Here is a 16,782-nt window from a genome sequence, read left to right on the forward strand (position 1 = left end):
AGGGCGGCATTCAGCTTTCACTGAATGACGAAATATCTGACATCAAAAACCGAATCTGGTGCGTTTTCGCAACAGCTTGATACATCTGCGCGCACTTTAACGTTTCAGTAAATTTAGCTAGCTCGAAACTTTGCCAATTGCGATGATATTACTATGACATCGCGCGAAGCCAGGGAGGCTCTACCGTGCGCCTTTCGCGACTATCACCGAACTCGCCCCCATGAAAATATCAACCAAACTGCTGCTTTCATTCCTTCTATGTGCGCTGGTCACCCTCGGGGTCGGCCTGCTGGGCATCAAAGGGGGGGTGCGCCTCGCCACAGCATTGGAGCAGACGTTCTCCAACAATCTGGTGTCCGTCAGCAATACGGCGGCCACCCTCAATGGCTTGGTCGCGCATAACCGGGGCCTGTACCGATTGATGGATGCAAGCAAGGGCGACGTCTCCGCCCAGGACCGCGATCGCGTGCGCCAGGACATCGCCAACGAACTCAAGCACAGCCAGGCGGTTTACGCTGCCTACCGCGCAACACCGCTGGAAGATGACGAACGGGCAGCGGGAGATAAACTCGACCAGATTTGGCCCGCTTATATCAGCAGCTCCGAACGCATCATGGCGCTGCTCGACAGCGGCCAGGTCGAACAGGCCCGCACCCAGCTCAACACCGCCAACAACGAACTCTTCCGTGAGGCGCGCGAGTTGATCCGCGTGATGATCGAATCCAATAACCGCCAGATCAAGGAAGGCGTCATCGCCGCCGATGAGCTGCGCGGCAGTGCGTTGGCGTGGATGATCAGTGGCATTGCCCTGGCCTTCATCATTGCCATCACCATTGGGGTGTTGATCACCCGCCTGATCACCCGCCCTATCGCCCAGGCTGTGGAAAGCGCACAACGCATTGCCAAGGGCGACCTGACCCAGGCCATCCTCACCGAACGCACCGACGAAGCCGGGCAATTGCTGATGGCACTGGCGGATATGCAGGGCGGCTTGAAAAGCACCCTGATGGAAATCGCCAACGCTTCCGACCAGCTCGCTTCAGCCGCCGAAGAATTGAGTGCGGTCACCGATGAAAGCAGCCGTGGCCTGACCCGTCAGAATGATGAGATCCAACAGGCCGCTACGGCCGTGAACCAGATGACCGCTGCGGTAGACGAAGTGGCGAGCAACGCCGTATCGACCTCAGAGGCTTCGCGCCAGGCCACCAGCGAGGCCGAGGACGGTCGCCAGCAAGTCGAACAGGCCGTGTCCGGCATGAGTTCGATGGTGAGTGAAATCAACGATTCCACGCAATCGGTCGCAGATCTCGCCGGGCAAGTGCGGGAAATCGGCAAGGTGATCGACGTGATCCGTGGCATCGCCGACCAGACCAACCTGCTGGCCCTCAATGCCGCCATTGAAGCGGCCCGTGCGGGCGAGCAAGGTCGCGGTTTTGCAGTGGTCGCCGATGAGGTGCGTGCACTGGCGCATCGCACTCAGATCTCCACGGTCGACATCGAAAAAATGATTGGCGAAGTGCAAGTCGGCGCTGATGGTGCGGTCGCGGCAATGAACAAGAGCCTGACCTGGGCCAACAATACCCAGGCCCTTGCACAAAACGCCGGTGAAGCACTGCAACGCATCACCGCCAGTGTGGCGATGATCAATGAACGCAACCTGGTGATCGCCTCCGCGTCGGAGGAGCAGGCCCAGGTGGCACGCGAAGTAGACCGCAACCTGCTGAATATCCAGGACCTGTCCACCCAGACGGCCGCCGGTGCCAACCAGACCAATGCCGCCAGCCAGGACCTGTCGCGCCTGGCCACGTCCTTCAATGCACTGGTCAGCAAGTTCCAGCTCTAAGTAGCCTGTGCGGGGTCGGCCCTGTATCGTGCAAGGCACACCGGAATTCTCCGGAACCTTGCCTGATCCAAGCCCGAACCTGCCGATGACCACGCCAACCCTCTGCCCTGCCTGCGGCGCCCGCAACGACTGTACCCTGGCTGACCCACGTACGGTCGACCGGGCCTGCTGGTGCTACAGCGTCACCATCGACCCGGCCGTGCTCCAGGCCCTGCCCGATGAATTGCGCAACAAGGCCTGCTTGTGCCCGCGCTGTGCCAGGGTGGATGAGCAATTACGCGGGGCAGAGCCGACGTAATGCGGGTTGATCGTTTCCTCAGTAACCTGCCGCGCTTCAATCGCCAGCAAGTGCGTTTGCTCTTGGTGGAACGACGGGTGTCGGTCGATGGCGTGGCAGTCAGCGATCCTCATCATGAGGTGCGCGAATTCAGCCGCGTCTGCGTCGACGATGAAGTGCTGCAGGCGGGTAAACCCGCACGCTACTTCATGCTGCATAAGCCTCAGGGTTGTGTGAGCGCCACGGCAGACCCGCAACACCCGACCGTCCTGGATTTATTGAATGAGCCCGACAAAGCCGACTTGCACATCGCCGGCCGCCTGGATTTCAACACGACGGGGCTGATGCTGATCACCAACGACGGCCAATGGTCGCGCCGACTGACGCAACCGCAAACCAAGTTGCCCAAGGTCTACCGGGTGGAGACCGAGCAAGACATCAGCCCTGCGTACGCGATTACCTTTGCCAAAGGCCTGTATTTCGCTTTCGAAGACCTGACCACGCAACCCGCAGGGCTGGAACTGCTTGGGCCGAGAACCGCTCGTCTCAGCATAATCGAAGGGCGCTACCACCAGGTGAAGCGCATGTTCGGGCACTTTGATAACAGGGTGATCGGCCTGCATCGCGAGCAAATGGGCCCTTTGGTGCTGGATGCTGCCCTTGCGCCAGGCGAGTATCGGGCGCTGACTGACGACGAAATCCGACAAGTCTGACGACCGTTCGGCCGGTGGTGACAAAAAATCTTCTCATCGCCTTGCGGGGTGGCACCTCTGCTGCTTGAATCAGGATCACCAGTTTAAATATGACTGGCGAGTCGCCTATAACCTCCAAGAAACACAGTGCCCCGCCCGCGCTTGATCTACGGGCCTTCCCGGCAAACAGCCCGCCATAACAACACCCGTCGGCCAGCCGTCATCGGATCGACATGGGCCTCCCACTTCAAGGCGTATGCCTACCTGTCACAAAGCTCGTGCAGAGTTACCTGCGCGCCCTACCCGCTTGCCAGGAGTCTTACGACATGAGGCCAGAAATCGCTGTGTTGGATATACAGGGTCAGTATCGGGTTTACACGGAGTTCTATCGCGCGGACGCTGCTGAAAAGACCATCATCCTGGTCAACGGCTCCATGGCCACCACGGCATCCTTCGCTCAAACCGTGAAAAGCCTGTACCCGCAATTCAATGTGGTTTTGTACGACCAGCCCTACGCTGGCCGCTCCAAAATCCATAATCGCCATGAGCAGATGCTGACAAAGGAAGTCGAAGGCCAGATTCTGCTGGAGCTTATCGACCACTTCGCCGCCGAACACGTATTGTCATTTTCCTGGGGCGGCGCCGCCGCGTTGGTTGCCCTCGCCCATCGCCCTCGTCGGGTTGAAAAGGCCGTGATCAGTTCGTTCTCGCCGGTGATCAACGCCCCCATGCGCGACTACCTTGAACGCGGCGTCGACTACCTCGGCAACCTCGACCGCGACCGCGTCGGCCATCTGGTCAACAGCACCATCGGCAAACACCTGCCGTCGCTGTTCAAACGCTTCAACTACAAACACGTCAGCAACCTGGCCGAGCATGAATACGGGCAGATGCACTTTCACATCAGCCACGTGCTGAACAGTGACCGGCTGTGTTACGTCAAAGCGGCCAGGCAAATCGCCGTTCCCGTGTTGTTTGTGAACGGCGAATGGGACGAATACACCAGCGCCCAGGATGCCAAGCTATTTGGTCAGTACGTGGCTAACAGCAGCTTCAGCACCATTCAGGCGACCGGGCATTTTCTGGATATGGAGCACAAGGCGGCGTGCCGCGACAGTCGGGATGCGGTGGTGGGCTTTCTGAAACCTGAGCGGCAGGTCAGCCGGTTGCGGTATCACCAAGGCCAGACGCAGCATGCCTTCGCGATCTGAAATGAGACCCACTGTAGGCGCGAGCTTGTATGGGAGCCGGCTTGCCTGCGATAGCATCACCGAAGTGTGACTGACACACAGAGGTGCCGGTATCGCGGGCAAGTCAGCAACTGCGCTTGTAACTCACACATTTTTGAAGAAAAACTTCAAATCCTGGCGAACATCTGGTACAAAGTCAGCCGCTCTGAGCGGGTATAGTTTAATGGTAGAACAGTAGCTTCCCAAGCTTCCGACGAGGGTTCGATTCCCTCTACCCGCTCCACACGAATTCTCGTTCCGCGTCAGGTCTTTTATTGACGGGAAAACAAAAAACCGGTCCTGTAAGGCCGGTTTTTTTATGCCTGCGATTTGAGGTATCCGTTATTCCTGTCGCGCAAACCTGTACAAATCTATATTTCTGTACAAGTATCTATTCAACACGCTGGCAATTCGCCGCGCGCGATCACGGAGCCGGGCAATGACTCGTCTACTGGTTTCATTGTTGCTGATATTGAGTTTGAGCAGTTGCGCCAACGTCGAGGTCGAGCACTACGCTGACCAGCAGCCGCAACTGGATTTGGAGCGTTTCTTCAGCAAGCCCGTCAAGGCCTGGGGGATTTTCCAAAAGCGTTCCGGGGAGGTCGCCAAGCGCTTTGAAGTGAACATAGCCAGCCGACGCGAGGGGAACGCCCTGATTCTCGACGAACGCTTCCTGTACAGCGATGGCACACGTCAACAACGCGTGTGGACACTGACACCGGATGGCCCGGGACGCTGGAAGGGCCGAGCGGGTGATGTGGTCGGCGAGGCAATCGGCGAAGTGGCGGGTAACGCACTGCGTTGGCGCTACCGACTCAACCTGCCGGTGGACGGCTCGGTCTACGAGGTGAGTTTTGATGACTGGATGTACCTGATGGACGAGAACACCTTGATCAACCGCTCCAGCATGACCAAGTTCGGCGTCGAATGGGGCCAGGTCACGTTGTTCTTTCGTCGCCAATAAATAACTCGCAGTGAGGCTCAATCATGAATATGCACAGGCTGACTGAATTGGCGGTAAAAGGTGAAATTCGCGAGCTGGAGTTACTGTCGCTGGAGGGTGGTTTCTACATCGCGCGTGTCAGGCTGGATGACGCTGAAATGACATTGCTCGGCGATGATGCCAAGCCGCTGCGCATCGGCTCTACCACGCATTTGCGCGACCTGTTACAACGGGTTCCGCCGTTTCCCTGCGTGCTGGTGCAGCAGTGCGTGCACGATGAAATGTGCGGTGTTCGGGAAGGGCCGATTGGCGCGTTGCGCATTCCGTTTTCGCTGACCTCATCTCTTTAAAGCGCTATGCATTTTTTGGCTTCCCTCCCCCTTGGTATGGGCGGCCCGGGAAGGCAAGCCTATACAGTGCGCGAACGGCCCTGCGCACAAGCACCATTGAGCAGGGCCCCGGCAGCATCACCATCAACCCGGTCAGTGGCAAATACACGGCGGCAACGATTAGCAACGCCGTGCTGCTTTCCGTCAGCTATACCGATGCGCGCGCCAAGATCGCCGCTGAAGTTGTATTTAGACAGCGCCTGCTTGATCCAACCACCGTCCTCGTAGACGTCGCTGATCATTGAGGAGGCGAGCGGTTGTTGGGTGCTGGCGCCCAACCCACCCAACAGCAGCGCCAGCAATAACATCGCCAGTCCGCGGGCCTGGCCCACCAACAAGTAAGCCACGCGCGCAAGCACGGTGCCGCTCACCAGCATCGGTACACGCCCCAACGCTTCGCGGCGTGACTGACCATGAGCTGGGACGCCGCCATCATCCCGGAATAGGCCCCGCGTAACAGTCCGATTTACGCGTAGGAAAGCGCGAACTGCGCCTGCCAGATCGGCAGCAGCACGTAGATGACATCGGTAAGGCCGTCATGCACGGCATGCGCACCGCAGCCGGCGATCAGCGTGCGACGGCGGGTTGATGATGCGGCAGCAGGCACCTCGACGGTATCGTTCATGGTATTGGGATCGGTTCAGGTTTAAGGGGTTTCCAACCGGTCAGGGCAATCAGCAAGGTCAATACCTGGAAGGTCATAATCAGCGCCACGCACCCGGCCCAGCCCCAGCGTTCCCAGATCAACGCCGGGACAATCGCACCGCAACTTCCGCCCAGGTAATAACACGTGAGGTACACGCCCACGGCGCCCGCTTTGTTGTCACGGGCGGTAGCGGTGGTGAACGCGTTGGCGGCTGCCTGGGCGAGGAATACGCCGGTGGAGCTGAGCGCCAGGCCCACGACGATGCACCACAAGGAAGGCACTAACGTCAGCGCTGAGCCGGTGATGCCCAGCACCGCAGCCACGCTCAGCAGTTCGCCGTGAGGCCGGGCTTTACTGAGGCGACCGGCGATGGGGATCACGACCAGCGCCAGCAGGAACACGGTGTAAAGCGTGCCCAACGCCGCAGGTCCCAAGTTGAATGGCGGTAATCCGAGGTACAAACCGGCGTAGGTAAACGCTGCGACTTGGGAGAACAACACGCAAAAACCTACAGCGTAAGCAGCCAGCAAGGGCTTGCGAAAAACGGCCGAGAAAGCGGTTTTAACCTTCGCCGTTCGCACACGACTGATCGGCAACAAGAACGGGATAAACCCACCCACCATCAGGCTCAGCACCGCCAGCAACTCGAAGGCTTCGCGCCAGCCCACGTATTCAGTCATCACACCCGTGACAAAACGCCCGGCAAACCCACCCAGTACGGTGCCTGCCACATACAGGCTGGTGACCTCCGTCACCGTGCCGCCACTCCAGCGGTCGCCGATGTAAGCCACGCTGGTGGCAAACACCACCGGGATCAACATACCTTCGACAAACCGCCACACCAGCACTTCGGCAAAACTGTCGGCGTAGGCGGTCATCAGCGCCGGCACCGCCAACAGCAAAGCCGCCACGCTGATCACCGTGCGTTGCTCAAAGCGCCCGGTCAGTCGGCTGACAAACGGTGCAGTGATCGCCACGGCCAGCGTCGTCACGGTGATACTCCATCCCGCCGCCCTGGCACTGACCTGAAACTGCGCGGCAAAGGTCTGCAGGATGCTCTGGGTGGCATAGAGGTTGAGGAACGCCGCGCAGCCACACAGGAACAGGGCAAGGCGGGCACAATGCAGGCGCGGTTTCATGAAACCTCTCGTTTTATTTTGTGAGGTCTTTATAGAATGGCCGGCGGATCTTAAACCAATACCGATTACGAACCGATCGATACCCAAGGATCAGGATGCTCGATCTACGCAAGCTGCGGTACTTTCTGACGGTAGCTGAAGAATTGCACTTCGGTCGCGCGGCCATTCGCCTGCACCTGGCTCAGCCACCGCTGACCCGGCAGATCTCGGCGCTGGAAACCGAGCTGGGCTTCAAGCTGTTTGATCGCACCAGCCGCAGCGTCACCCTCACGGCTCAAGGGCGGTCATTCCTGCCCTACGCGCGCGACTTGTTGGAGCAGGTGATTGCCAGCAAGCTGGCTACGGGCACCGCCGGGCAGCTAGCCTTGGGGTACGTCAGCTCCATCGCCCTGTCGGACCTGTTCAGCCAGACGATACAGGCGTTTGCGCAGCGTTTTCCCGACGTTCAGCTGACCTTGGTGGAGTGCGCCTCCGGCAGACTGGGCGGCAGATCACCTCTATCATCGCGCTGGTGGCGGCTGGGCAAGGTGTGGCGTTGGTACCGACGTGTACGCAGAGCCTGATGAATAAAGGCGTGACGTACAGGCCGTTGATGGAGGGGGATGCGTATGCACCGTTGTTGGTGCTGACTCGAAAGGAGAAACAGAACTTATCGATCCGAGCCTTTATGAGCGTGATTGATGAGGTGGTGCGGGCTGGATAACGCATCAACTCTCCAACGCTAATTCACTCGCCGCTATCGGAAAGTTCGTTCAAAACGAATGGGGATCGTGGCGTTGATCACCGAACGTTGGTGGTTACAGTAAGTACCCTTTTGAGGGCTAAACGATGCACTATCCCATCGCAATATCGACCGGCGATGAAAACTCCGCTTGGAGCGTGGAAGTGCTTCAGCAGAGGCATTGATTAAGCTCATTCCTACAGGGACGAGAAAGTTCGCCTATCACCATGGGAAACCTTAACCAGAATAGGACAAAGCAGGATGCTCCCGTGCGGACAAAAAACGTCAACGCAGGTGTTTAGAAAAGTCGTAGGGCTGGTGCTGATCATCCCATTGCTAGCCGCACTGATGCCTATTCCCCCGATAGGCCTGGGCCGTTTTGTATTGATAGCGGCAGTTGCCGGGTCTATCTATGGCGCGTGGTACGCAAGGCAGCACGCTGGTCGAGGCCTGGCAATCGGCGCGGCCATCATCGCGCTACTCAATCTTGGTTCACTGGTCGCACTGTCAACGCCCTCGATAGCCTGGTTTGTCTACCTGGTCTCCTGGGTCTATGGGTCGGGCAATTGGATTCACTGGCGCTTGTAGCGGGCGCAGAATTACACCGCAAGAAACAAGGTTCCCCCACGGTTAGCAAGACGGATAATGGCGCCATACAGCATCAAGGATTATGCCCATGCCTTATGAATACAAGCTCATGCCCTCCCCTGTGGGCCAACTCACCCTGGTGGCGCGCAATGGCAAACTCGGCGCCATCCTGTGGGAAACAGAGCGCGCCAACCGTGTGCGCCTGGGTGAGTTGCACGAGGCCAATGACAGCCCGGTGCTGTTGGAAGCCGAACGCCAACTCAAGGAATACTTCGCCGGTACCCGTAACCGATTCGAGCTGGAACTGGACTTCGATGGCACCGACTTCCAGAAACAAGTCTGGCAAGCGCTGCTGACCATTCCTTTCGGCGAAACCCGCAGCTACAGCCAGATTGCCCAACAGATCGGCAACCCAAAGGCAGTACGTGCGGTGGGTGCTGCCAATGGCAGGAATCCGATCTCGATCATTGCACCCTGTCATCGCGTCATCGGCGCGTCGGGCGGGCTGACCGGGTTCGCCGGGGGGCTGCAAGCCAAGCAGTATTTGCTGGCGCTGGAAGGCACGGGCCAGGCGCAATTAGCCTTCTAAAAACAGCCGCCGACAAAAACGTACAACGTTGTTCACCGGGCTAAATGTAAAAAGAAATTTCAAAGAATTCCTGCGGTCCAGTCTTTCATCACCCCCTACCAAGGAAACCGGTCATGAAATTCTCCACAGTCTCCCAATCCCTCTCCCGCTGGGCGGGCAGCCCACGCACGTTCTACGCGGCGGTGGCGTTGATCCTGGCGTGGAGCCTGAGCGGGCCGTATTTTCACTACAACGACACCTGGCAACTGATCATCAACACCTCGACCACCATCATCACGTTTTTGATGGTGTTCCTGATCCAGAACACGCAGAACCGCGACAACGACATCCTGCATATCAAGATCGATGAACTGCTACGCGTGTCCAAGGATGCTCAAAACGCTGTGCTCAGTCTGGACGGCCTGGACCGTAAAGAACTGGAAAAGCTGCGCCAGGAGTACCGCAGCCTTGGCAAGGCTGGCACCGTGAACCTGAACAGCAGTGGTGGCTATGCTGGCGACGATGCCGGGCCGAATAAAACTGATTTGAACCAGTCATGAAAACGGCGGTTGGAGAACATCCAACCGCCGTTTTTCATTTCAAGTGACGGATTCAGCCGTCGCTTTGATGACCTTTAGCATGGGTCGAAGCCAATGCACGGGCTTTCTGCAAACGCTCCTCCAACTTAGGCAGCGTCTCGTCCACCAAGGCTTTTATTTCAGGTACATCCGATGCCGCGCCTTCCCGTTTGAACAGGGCGATGGCGTCTTCGTTTTCCTTCACCTGTTGCGCGGTGTAGGCCGCATCAAAGGAGTCGCCGTCCTTGAGTTCAGGCATCAGCGTTTCGGCTTTATCGACGATTTTCTCCCGCGGGGCCACAGGCAGATCGAGCTTCTTGGCGATGGCCGCCAGATGCTGGTTGGCCAGGGTGCGCTCGTTGATCACCTCAATGGTGTAGTCCTTGATTTCCTGGGACGATGTCTTGGCGTGGGCCATGCGACTGGTTTCGATATCGGCCATACCTTTGGCCGAAGCCTGCTCAATGAATTCAGCAGGCGACTGGGCGAAAGCATTGCTGGCGCCGAGGCCCAGCAGCATCGCGAAACTGGCGGTGCGTAACCGGATAGCCATGCGGCTCATGATGGGTTCCTCCAGGGCAAGAATAGGTGCGGGAGAACACAGCCCGCCCTCAATTCGAATTTTTAGGGCAGCAAAGGTTTAGAAAAAACTTTTCAGTGCGACGAACGGTCATCTTAAAATCCGGCTGGTTTGCTGCCTGCACGACCTGCCAACACGTGCGCTTGAGCGTTTACGCACGTGCCCGCCCTACGGGTAAAACGTCATTCCGGCATAAGGCTTTTCGCGGCACGCGCGTAGCCGTGAGGCCAGGTCGCCGACATGGGCTTCGAGCTTGTGGCCATCGGGGTCGAGGAAATAGAACGAAGCGCCTTCACTGCGGTTGTCGCGCCACTCTTCAACATCAACCGTTCGCAGGCGCTCGATCAGCGCCGCGAAATCAGCCGCAGCGACGGTAAACGCATAGTGGGTGTAATCGGCGGCTGGATTCGCGTCGCGCAATGGATCCAGCGATAAACACAGCCATGAACCCGGCAGTGAGAGGTAGGCGCCGGCGTCCCATGTGGCGTCGAGCTGAAGGTACAACAGCTCATGGTAGAAGCGGACGCTGCGATCCAGATCGGTGACGGCCAGGGTCAGGTGGTTAAAGCCTGAGAGCATGTTGTTTTTCCTGTCAGCGGTGATCTTCGGACAATACACCCTGCACCTGCCCAATCAACCACTGCAACCCCGAATCCCCACCCCGCCGCGCATGCCACGCCAATTCAAATGCAAACGACGGAATATGAAACGGTGGCAGCACCGCCAGCAAGTGCTGATGATCGATATCGAGCAAGCCCCGGGACGACACCGTAAGGATCAGGTCCGTGCCCCGTATCAACTGCGGCGCCACGCCCCAATGCGGCAGGCTGATCGCCACATGCCGACGCTCACGAATCGCTGTCAGCGCTCGCTCGATTTCCGGCGTGCCGCTGCCGCGCATCTCCAACAACACGTGCGGACGTGACAGGTAGGCGGGCAAATCCAGCGTGCCGCGCTCCGGCAGGCTGCTGCGGTCCACCAGACAGGTGTAGTGCTCTTCGAACAACGGCGTAGTACGCAGTTCGGCGGGCATGTCGGGAAACACGCCGGCGGCCAGGTCGAGGTCGCCATTGAGCACCCCCTCCACCATGCCTTCACGGCTGGCCTGGATGATTTGCAGATCGATACCCGGCGCCTCACTGCGCAGCGTACGCACCAGATCGGGTAGGAAAATCGCCGCACTGTAGTCAGACATTGCCACACGAAACCTGCGCTTGGCCGATGCCGGCTCAAAGCGATTCGGCGCCAGCAGGGCTTGCACCTGAGCCAGGGCTTCAGCCAGTGGCGTGGCCAATTCCAGCGCGCGAGCGGTCGGCACCAAACTACCGCCCTGACGCACCAGCAGCGGATCGCCGAGCAGGTCACGCAAGCGCGCCAGCGCATGGCTGACGGCCGGTTGGCTCAGGTGCAGACGCTCGGCGGCACGGGTGACGTGTTGCTCGCTGAGCAAGGCGTCAAGGATCACCAACAGATTGAGGTCGATGCGGCGCAGATCATTCATCAGCTGCATGCTCACCATAAGAAATTGGAATTTAAATTTGCGTGACGAATAACCTAGAGTCCAGCAAAACCTCTGGGAGAGTCGAAATGACAACGTTACATTGGGTAGGTTTATTGGCGCTGGCCGTGATTGCCGGGGCCGTGGTGCCGTTTCAGAGTGCGATCAACGCCACCGTCGGGCGCGGGCTCGGCCACCCGTTGTGGGCCACCCTGGCGTCGCTGCTGGTGAGCATCATCGTGTTGCTGCCGGTGATTATGGCGATGCGTCTGCCGCTGCCGAGCCTGACGTTTATCATCCAGGCGCCACTGTGGATGTGGGCGGGTGGCGCGTTCGGCGTGTGCTTTATTTCCCTGGCGTTGATGTTATTGCCTAAGCTCGGCGCCTCGGGGTTTATCGCGTTGGCCATGGCCGGGCAGATTCTTGCGTCGCTGGTCCTCGATCACTTTGGTCTGTTCGGCCTGGCTGAGCGCCAACTGACAACGCCCCGCGTGCTGGGGGCGTTGTTGTTAATCGGCGGCGTGGCGTTGATTCAGTTCAGCGCCACACCCGCCCCCGCTCTGGCAACGACGGGTTGATCAACCCTTATCGAGGGTGCGCAATTTTTGCGGCAGGCCCCACAGCAAGAGCGCCGCCGCCAACAACGCGCACACGCCGATCACATACAGCGCCGGGGTGGTGCTGCCGGTGAGGTCCTTGATGCGCCCCACCATCACCGGGCTGACAATCCCACCGAACTGCCCGAGGGTATTGATCACCGCAATACCGCCCGCCGCGCCTGCGCCGGCGCCCGCCAGCAACTTGGGTGGCAGGGTCCAGAAGGTCGGGATCGACGCGATGATGCCAGCGCCCAACATGCCCAGGGCAATGATCAGGAAGGTGGTGTGGTCGGCGAAAAACCCGGCGCTGAAAAAGCCCACCGCACCGAGTACCACCAGGCCGCAGACAAACTTGCGACGCTCGCCGGTAGCGTCCGACAGTCGCCCGATCACCACCATGCTGATGGCGCCGCAAACATAAGGAATCGCCGTGAGCAGGCCGATCATCACCGGGTTCTGGGTGCCCGCGCTGCGGATCAGTTGCGGTGCCCAGAAGTTGAGGCCGTACGACGCCAGGCGACCTTGCTGACCAGGGCTTTTTCGGCATCGATTTCAGCAGCCGGGCGCGCGCCGGCCTCCAACGTATTAGTGCTCATGGTTTCTCTCCAGCGGGCTGCTCACAGGCGCCCAATTGTTTTTGTTGTCTGGTGTAGCGTTACAACGTGGCGATGTAGGCCGGCGGCGCGTGCAGGTCGCAATTGCGCCCTGCCTTCGCCACCTGGCCAGGAAGTTCGTGGCCCAACAAGGCCGGCAAGCGGCGGGACATTTGCAGCAGGTGCGGCAGGTCGATACCGGTGTGAATGCCGACTTCCTCGCACAGGTTGACCAAATCTTCGGTGCAGATATTGCCCGATGCCCCCGGCGCAAACGGGCAACCGCCCAAGCCACCGAGCGCCGCGTCAAAACGACGGGCACCAGCCTCGTAAGCCGCCAGCACATTGCACAAACCCAGGCCGCGGGTGTTGTGAAAATGCAGGGTCAGGTCACTGGCAGCTATGCGCTGCAACACACGCTTGACCAGGCTCGCCACCTGACGCGGGTTGGCCATGCCCGTGGTATCGGCCAGGCTGATGGCCCAGCGCTTGATAGGCCTCGATAATCTTCAGCACGCGGTCTTCGTCGATCTTGCCTTCGAACGGGCAACCAAAGGTGGTGGCGATGCTGGCGTTGAGCCTCACCGGGTGGTCGGCGGCAACGCTGACGATATCGCCAAACGCCGCCAACGACGCCTCGCAGCGCATGCGCATATTGGCCAGGTTGTGGGTCTGGCTGGCGGACATCACCAGGTTCAGTTCATCGGCGCTAGACGCGATAGCGCGCTGCGCCCCCTTGAGATTCGGGATCAACGCCACATAGATGACACCTGGCTTGCGCTTGATGCCCTGGAACACTTGCTCGCCATCACGCAATGCCGGGATGGCCTGGGGCGAGACAAATGAACCGGCCTCAATCCGTGAAAAGCCCGCCAGGGAAAGCTGGTCGATCAGGGCGATTTTGTCGGCCGTCTCGACCCAGGTCGGCTCGATTTGCAGGCCGTCGCGCGGGGACACTTCCTGCACAATCAGCGGGTCGGAATAATCAGAAATCATTGCACCACTCCCGTGCTTTTCAGACGTTGGATATCAGCGCCGGCCAGGCCCAGGCTGCCGAGAATTTCGTCAGTGTGTTGCCCCAGGGTCGGGCCCTGCCAGTTCACGCCGCCCGGGGTTTGCGAGAGTTTGGGCACGATGCCGGGCATCTTCACTGACACACCGCCGGGCAACTCGGCAGTGAGCAACATGTCACGCGCCTGGTAGTGTGGGTCGCTGACGATGTCCGCCACCGAATAGATACGCCCGGCCGGCACTTCGGCGGCCTCCAGGGCGCTGAGCACTTGGTCGATGGGCAGACTGCTGGTCCAGTGGGTGATCGCGGCGTCGAGCAAACTGCTCTTGGCGGCGCGGCCATCGTTGTGGGCGAATTCTGGGGCTTCAGCCAGGTCGGCGCGGCCGATGGTGGTCATCAAGCGTTTGTAGATCGGGTCGCTGTTGCCGGCAATCACCACATAGGCACCGTCGGCCGTCAGGTAGGTATTGGAAGGCGCAATGCCGGGCAAGGCGCCGCCGCTGCGTTCACACACATGGCCGAGCATGTCGTATTCCGGCACCAGGCTTTCCATCAGGTTGAACACGCTTTCGGCCAGGGACACATCGACAATCTGCCCATCGCCCTGCCCCGTCTTGACCCGCAACAACGACATCAGCGCGCCGATCACGCCGTGCAACGAGGCCAGGGAATCACCGAGGCTCACACCGACCCGCGCGGGCGGCGAATCCGGGTTGCCGGTGGTGTAGCGAATGCCGCCCATGGCCTCGCCGATGGCACCGAAGCCAGGGCGGTCGCGATAAGGGCCGGTCTGGCCATAGCCAGAAATACGCACCAGCGTCAGCTTGGGGTTGAGGGCGTGCAGTACATCCCAACCCAGGCCGAGCTTTTCCAGGCCGCCGGGGCGCAGGTTTTCGATGAGGACGTCGGCGTCGCCGAGCAGTTGCTTGATCAAGTCCAGCCCTTCTGGCGACTTGAGATCCAACGCCAGGGACTTCTTGTTACGCGACTGCAGGTACCACCACAGCGACGTGCCTTCGTGCAGCTTTCGCCATTTGCGAAGCGGATCACCCTGGCCCATGGCTTCGATCTTGATCACCTCCGCGCCAAACTCGGCCATCAGCCGGGCGGCGAACGGCGCGGCAATCAGGGTGCCGATCTCGATCACCTTGATACCGTTCAGGGGAGCCGTCATGGGGTGTACCTCTTATTCTTGGAATGTGTCGCCAAGACTAGAGGGCCGGTGCAGAAAAAATCCAACCGTCAGTTGGCAAGGCGCGTTCGCGAAAGGCGAACACTGTAATTCGCTTACACCGGCATCTTGCGCAGATAGTCAAACAGCAGCCGGCTGACCGGTGACAGCTGCGCCTCATCACGCACCACCAGGATCAGGCTGCGATCCGACCAGTCATCCGTCAACGGCACAGCATGTAACCCCAATGCGCGACCGAAAAGTTCATAGGCCTTCTGCGGCAGGATGCCAATCCCCATATTCGCCTGGACCATCCGGCACATCGCATCAAACCCCGGCACATGAATGCGCAGGCGCAGCATCTTGCCCGCCTCGCGCGCGGCGGCGTGGGTGCGCATATTGATGGAGCTGGCGGCGTGCAGGCCGACGTAATCGCTGTCCAGGGTTTGGGCAAATGCCAGGGTTTCTCGGGTTGCCAGCGGATGATCCGCCGGCATCAGCACGACCAATTTGTCGTGCCGATACGTCACGCTCGGCAGGCCCTTGGTGTCGGTGTCAATGGAGCAAATCCCCAGGTCCGCCACGCCATCCAGAACGCCTTGCACCACGCCGTTGCTGGGGCGCTCTTCCAAGTCGGTTTTCACTTCGGGGTGCTGCTCGGAAAAGTCCCGCAAACCTTCAGGAAGGAACTGAATGATCGCCGACAGATTGGCCAGCATCCGCACATAGCCGCGCACGCCGTGGCTGTGTTCGCCCAATTCCAGGCCCATTTTTTTCGACGTTGAACAGCATCTGCCGTGCATGGTGCAACAGGGTTTCGCCGGCTGCGGTCAACTCCATGCCCTTGGCCCGCCACACAAACAGGCTTACGCCCAGCACCTGTTCCAGTTCCATCCAACGCTTGCTGGCAGCCGAAACGGCAATGGCTTCACGGTTGGCGGCACGGGTCAGCGTACCTTCCTCAAAGACCGCGACAAACAATTGCAGCGTGATCAGGTCCAGCCGACGCACCAGGCCTTTGTGCATCATCAGCGACGCTCGCTGGCCAACCGATTGATCTCGGCCTGCTCCACCACTTGCTGCGACGCACCATGACTCGCCACCTGCAACATAGCCCGGCCGACGGTCTCGGTGCTTACCACCCAACCCGGTTTTATCCGCCGGACAAACGACAACAACGGCCCAAGCACCGAATAGAAGGTCTGGTACAACGGCGTCTTCGAGCGCACGCCATGCAAGGGCTGGATCACCCCCGGCCGAAACAGATACACCGCCTTGAACGGCAGGCGCAGCAGGGCATTCTCGGTCTTGCCCTTGACCCGCGCCCACATCGACTTACCCGCCTCGGAACTGTCGGTACCGGCGCCGGATACATAGATAAAGGTCATCTGCGGATTGAGCCGCGCCAGGGTGCTGGCCGCGACCAGGGTGAGGTCATAGGTGAGGCGGGTGTACTTGGTTTCATTCATCCCTGCCGACGAAACGCCGAGGCAGAAGAAGCACGCATCAAAACCTTGCAGCAGGTTTTCCAAGGGCTGGAAATCCAGCATGTCGCCGTGCAACACCTGATGCAGCTTGCCGTGTTCCTGGGTCAAGGGCGTGCGGCCCACGGCGATGACTTCCTGAACGTCGGCGGCCAATAGGCACTCGCGTAACACGCCCTGACCGACCATGCCGGTGGCGCCGAATAGCAGAACTCTCATAGGGGGACCTCAG

Annotated in this window: 15 protein-coding genes, 1 tRNA gene and 5 pseudogenes; 11 read left to right on the forward strand and 10 right to left on the reverse strand. The window is 59.6% G+C overall.

The window, feature by feature from the left end:
• Nucleotides 1-220 precede the first annotated feature (220 nt).
• From AACY52_RS05575 to AACY52_RS05605, 7 genes are all read left to right on the forward strand, one after another.
• Nucleotides 221-1,843: a methyl-accepting chemotaxis protein gene (locus AACY52_RS05575; RefSeq protein ID WP_339560336.1), complete on the forward strand. Its 1,623-nt coding sequence runs from the start codon at nucleotides 221-223 to the stop codon at nucleotides 1,841-1,843.
• A gap of 85 nt (nucleotides 1,844-1,928) precedes the next feature.
• On the forward strand, nucleotides 1,929-2,141 hold the full coding sequence (locus AACY52_RS05580; protein ID WP_339415050.1) for a cysteine-rich CWC family protein: 213 nt from the start codon (nucleotides 1,929-1,931) through the stop codon (nucleotides 2,139-2,141).
• A complete protein-coding gene (locus tag AACY52_RS05585; protein WP_339438010.1) occupies nucleotides 2,141-2,833 on the forward strand; it encodes a pseudouridine synthase in 693 nt (230 codons plus the stop codon). The genes AACY52_RS05580 and AACY52_RS05585 overlap by 1 nt, the downstream gene beginning before the upstream one ends.
• Before the next feature lie 305 nt (nucleotides 2,834-3,138).
• Nucleotides 3,139-4,023 (forward strand): alpha/beta hydrolase, encoded by an 885-nt coding sequence (locus AACY52_RS05590; RefSeq protein ID WP_339427819.1) that lies wholly within the window; start codon nucleotides 3,139-3,141, stop codon nucleotides 4,021-4,023.
• Nucleotides 4,024-4,211: 188 nt separating this feature from the next.
• Nucleotides 4,212-4,285: transfer RNA gene (locus AACY52_RS05595), tRNA-Gly, on the forward strand.
• 195 nt (nucleotides 4,286-4,480) lie between these two features.
• The gene (locus AACY52_RS05600; RefSeq protein WP_339427818.1) at nucleotides 4,481-5,005 is read left to right on the forward strand and encodes a DUF3833 domain-containing protein; all 525 of its coding nucleotides are present in this window, start codon (nucleotides 4,481-4,483) and stop codon (nucleotides 5,003-5,005) included.
• A gap of 23 nt (nucleotides 5,006-5,028) precedes the next feature.
• Nucleotides 5,029-5,334 (forward strand): DUF6482 family protein, encoded by a 306-nt coding sequence (locus AACY52_RS05605; protein WP_049709535.1) that lies wholly within the window; start codon nucleotides 5,029-5,031, stop codon nucleotides 5,332-5,334.
• A 203-nt stretch (nucleotides 5,335-5,537) separates the two neighbouring features.
• On the opposite strand, the pseudogene AACY52_RS05610 reads toward AACY52_RS05605, so the two are convergent.
• Both AACY52_RS05610 and AACY52_RS05615 read right to left on the reverse strand, forming a co-directional pair.
• A pseudogene (locus AACY52_RS05610) lies at nucleotides 5,538-5,998 on the reverse strand (MFS transporter); the annotation flags it as partial.
• Nucleotides 5,995-7,158: an MFS transporter gene (locus AACY52_RS05615; RefSeq protein WP_339560337.1), complete on the reverse strand. Its 1,164-nt coding sequence runs from the start codon at nucleotides 7,156-7,158 to the stop codon at nucleotides 5,995-5,997. The pseudogene AACY52_RS05610 and the gene AACY52_RS05615, both read right to left, overlap by 4 nt.
• Nucleotides 7,159-7,253: 95 nt before the next feature.
• Between AACY52_RS05615 and AACY52_RS05620 the strand changes: the two are divergent.
• The 3 genes and pseudogenes from AACY52_RS05620 to AACY52_RS05630 all read left to right on the forward strand — a co-directional run bounded on the left by AACY52_RS05620 (nucleotide 7,254) and on the right by AACY52_RS05630 (nucleotide 9,595).
• Nucleotides 7,254-7,861: pseudogene (locus AACY52_RS05620) on the forward strand (LysR family transcriptional regulator).
• Nucleotides 7,862-8,555: 694 nt separating this feature from the next.
• Nucleotides 8,556-9,056, forward strand: a complete 501-nt coding sequence (locus AACY52_RS05625) for a methylated-DNA--[protein]-cysteine S-methyltransferase (RefSeq protein WP_065874719.1) — start codon at nucleotides 8,556-8,558, stop codon at nucleotides 9,054-9,056.
• Between the two features lie 113 nt (nucleotides 9,057-9,169).
• The gene (locus tag AACY52_RS05630; RefSeq protein ID WP_339560338.1) at nucleotides 9,170-9,595 is read left to right on the forward strand and encodes a low affinity iron permease family protein; all 426 of its coding nucleotides are present in this window, start codon (nucleotides 9,170-9,172) and stop codon (nucleotides 9,593-9,595) included.
• A 52-nt stretch (nucleotides 9,596-9,647) separates the two neighbouring features.
• On the opposite strand, the gene AACY52_RS05635 is transcribed toward AACY52_RS05630, so the two are convergent.
• The 3 genes from AACY52_RS05635 to AACY52_RS05645 all read right to left on the reverse strand — a co-directional run bounded on the left by AACY52_RS05635 (nucleotide 9,648) and on the right by AACY52_RS05645 (nucleotide 11,712).
• Complete coding sequence (locus AACY52_RS05635) at nucleotides 9,648-10,175, reverse strand: DUF4142 domain-containing protein (protein WP_339494980.1); 528 nt, start codon at nucleotides 10,173-10,175, stop codon at nucleotides 9,648-9,650.
• A 186-nt stretch (nucleotides 10,176-10,361) separates the two neighbouring features.
• Nucleotides 10,362-10,772, reverse strand: a complete 411-nt coding sequence (gene fos / locus AACY52_RS05640; protein WP_339560339.1) for a fosfomycin resistance glutathione transferase — start codon at nucleotides 10,770-10,772, stop codon at nucleotides 10,362-10,364.
• Nucleotides 10,773-10,785: 13 nt separating this feature from the next.
• Entirely contained in the window at nucleotides 10,786-11,712 is a 927-nt protein-coding gene (locus AACY52_RS05645) for a LysR substrate-binding domain-containing protein (RefSeq protein ID WP_339435935.1), read from the reverse strand.
• A 68-nt stretch (nucleotides 11,713-11,780) separates the two neighbouring features.
• Between AACY52_RS05645 and AACY52_RS05650 the strand changes: the two genes are divergently transcribed.
• Nucleotides 11,781-12,269, forward strand: a complete 489-nt coding sequence (locus tag AACY52_RS05650) for a DMT family transporter (RefSeq protein WP_339560340.1) — start codon at nucleotides 11,781-11,783, stop codon at nucleotides 12,267-12,269.
• Here AACY52_RS05650 and AACY52_RS05655 read toward each other — a convergent pair.
• The 5 genes and pseudogenes from AACY52_RS05655 to AACY52_RS05675 form a co-directional block, all read right to left on the reverse strand.
• A pseudogene (locus tag AACY52_RS05655) lies at nucleotides 12,270-12,809 on the reverse strand (MFS transporter); the annotation flags it as partial.
• A 136-nt stretch (nucleotides 12,810-12,945) separates the two neighbouring features.
• A pseudogene (locus AACY52_RS05660) lies at nucleotides 12,946-13,879 on the reverse strand (hydroxymethylglutaryl-CoA lyase).
• Complete coding sequence (locus AACY52_RS05665; protein ID WP_339497071.1) at nucleotides 13,876-15,069, reverse strand: CaiB/BaiF CoA-transferase family protein; 1,194 nt, start codon at nucleotides 15,067-15,069, stop codon at nucleotides 13,876-13,878. Before AACY52_RS05665 ends, AACY52_RS05660 begins: the two are co-directional and overlap by 4 nt.
• Nucleotides 15,070-15,182: 113 nt before the next feature.
• Nucleotides 15,183-16,095 (reverse strand): annotated as a pseudogene (locus AACY52_RS05670) (LysR family transcriptional regulator).
• Nucleotides 16,095-16,769, reverse strand: a complete 675-nt coding sequence (locus AACY52_RS05675; protein WP_339414973.1) for an NAD(P)H-binding protein — start codon at nucleotides 16,767-16,769, stop codon at nucleotides 16,095-16,097. Before AACY52_RS05675 ends, AACY52_RS05670 begins: the two are co-directional and overlap by 1 nt.
• Nucleotides 16,770-16,782 lie beyond the last annotated feature (13 nt).

Source organism: Pseudomonas sp. EA_65y_Pfl1_P113, assembly GCF_963970525.1.
Classification (GTDB): Bacteria; Pseudomonadota; Gammaproteobacteria; order Pseudomonadales; family Pseudomonadaceae; genus Aquipseudomonas; species Aquipseudomonas tritici.

Excerpts from the sequence above, each read along its gene's own strand:
- AACY52_RS05575 (WP_339560336.1), top strand. The coding sequence starts at position 221 with ATGAAAATATCAACCAAACTGCTGCTTTCATTCCTTCTATGTGCGCTG.
- AACY52_RS05580 (WP_339415050.1), top strand. The coding sequence starts at position 1,929 with ATGACCACGCCAACCCTCTGCCCTGCCTGCGGCGCCCGCAACGACTGT.
- AACY52_RS05585 (WP_339438010.1), top strand. The coding sequence starts at position 2,141 with ATGCGGGTTGATCGTTTCCTCAGTAACCTGCCGCGCTTCAATCGCCAG.
- AACY52_RS05590 (WP_339427819.1), top strand. The coding sequence starts at position 3,139 with ATGAGGCCAGAAATCGCTGTGTTGGATATACAGGGTCAGTATCGGGTT.
- AACY52_RS05600 (WP_339427818.1), top strand. The coding sequence starts at position 4,481 with ATGACTCGTCTACTGGTTTCATTGTTGCTGATATTGAGTTTGAGCAGT.
- AACY52_RS05605 (WP_049709535.1), top strand. The coding sequence starts at position 5,029 with ATGAATATGCACAGGCTGACTGAATTGGCGGTAAAAGGTGAAATTCGC.
- AACY52_RS05615 (WP_339560337.1), bottom strand. The coding sequence starts at position 7,158 with ATGAAACCGCGCCTGCATTGTGCCCGCCTTGCCCTGTTCCTGTGTGGC.
- AACY52_RS05625 (WP_065874719.1), top strand. The coding sequence starts at position 8,556 with ATGCCTTATGAATACAAGCTCATGCCCTCCCCTGTGGGCCAACTCACC.
- AACY52_RS05630 (WP_339560338.1), top strand. The coding sequence starts at position 9,170 with ATGAAATTCTCCACAGTCTCCCAATCCCTCTCCCGCTGGGCGGGCAGC.
- AACY52_RS05635 (WP_339494980.1), bottom strand. The coding sequence starts at position 10,175 with ATGAGCCGCATGGCTATCCGGTTACGCACCGCCAGTTTCGCGATGCTG.
- fos (WP_339560339.1), bottom strand. The coding sequence starts at position 10,772 with ATGCTCTCAGGCTTTAACCACCTGACCCTGGCCGTCACCGATCTGGAT.
- AACY52_RS05645 (WP_339435935.1), bottom strand. The coding sequence starts at position 11,712 with ATGGTGAGCATGCAGCTGATGAATGATCTGCGCCGCATCGACCTCAAT.
- AACY52_RS05650 (WP_339560340.1), top strand. The coding sequence starts at position 11,781 with ATGACAACGTTACATTGGGTAGGTTTATTGGCGCTGGCCGTGATTGCC.
- AACY52_RS05665 (WP_339497071.1), bottom strand. The coding sequence starts at position 15,069 with ATGACGGCTCCCCTGAACGGTATCAAGGTGATCGAGATCGGCACCCTG.
- AACY52_RS05675 (WP_339414973.1), bottom strand. The coding sequence starts at position 16,769 with ATGAGAGTTCTGCTATTCGGCGCCACCGGCATGGTCGGTCAGGGCGTG.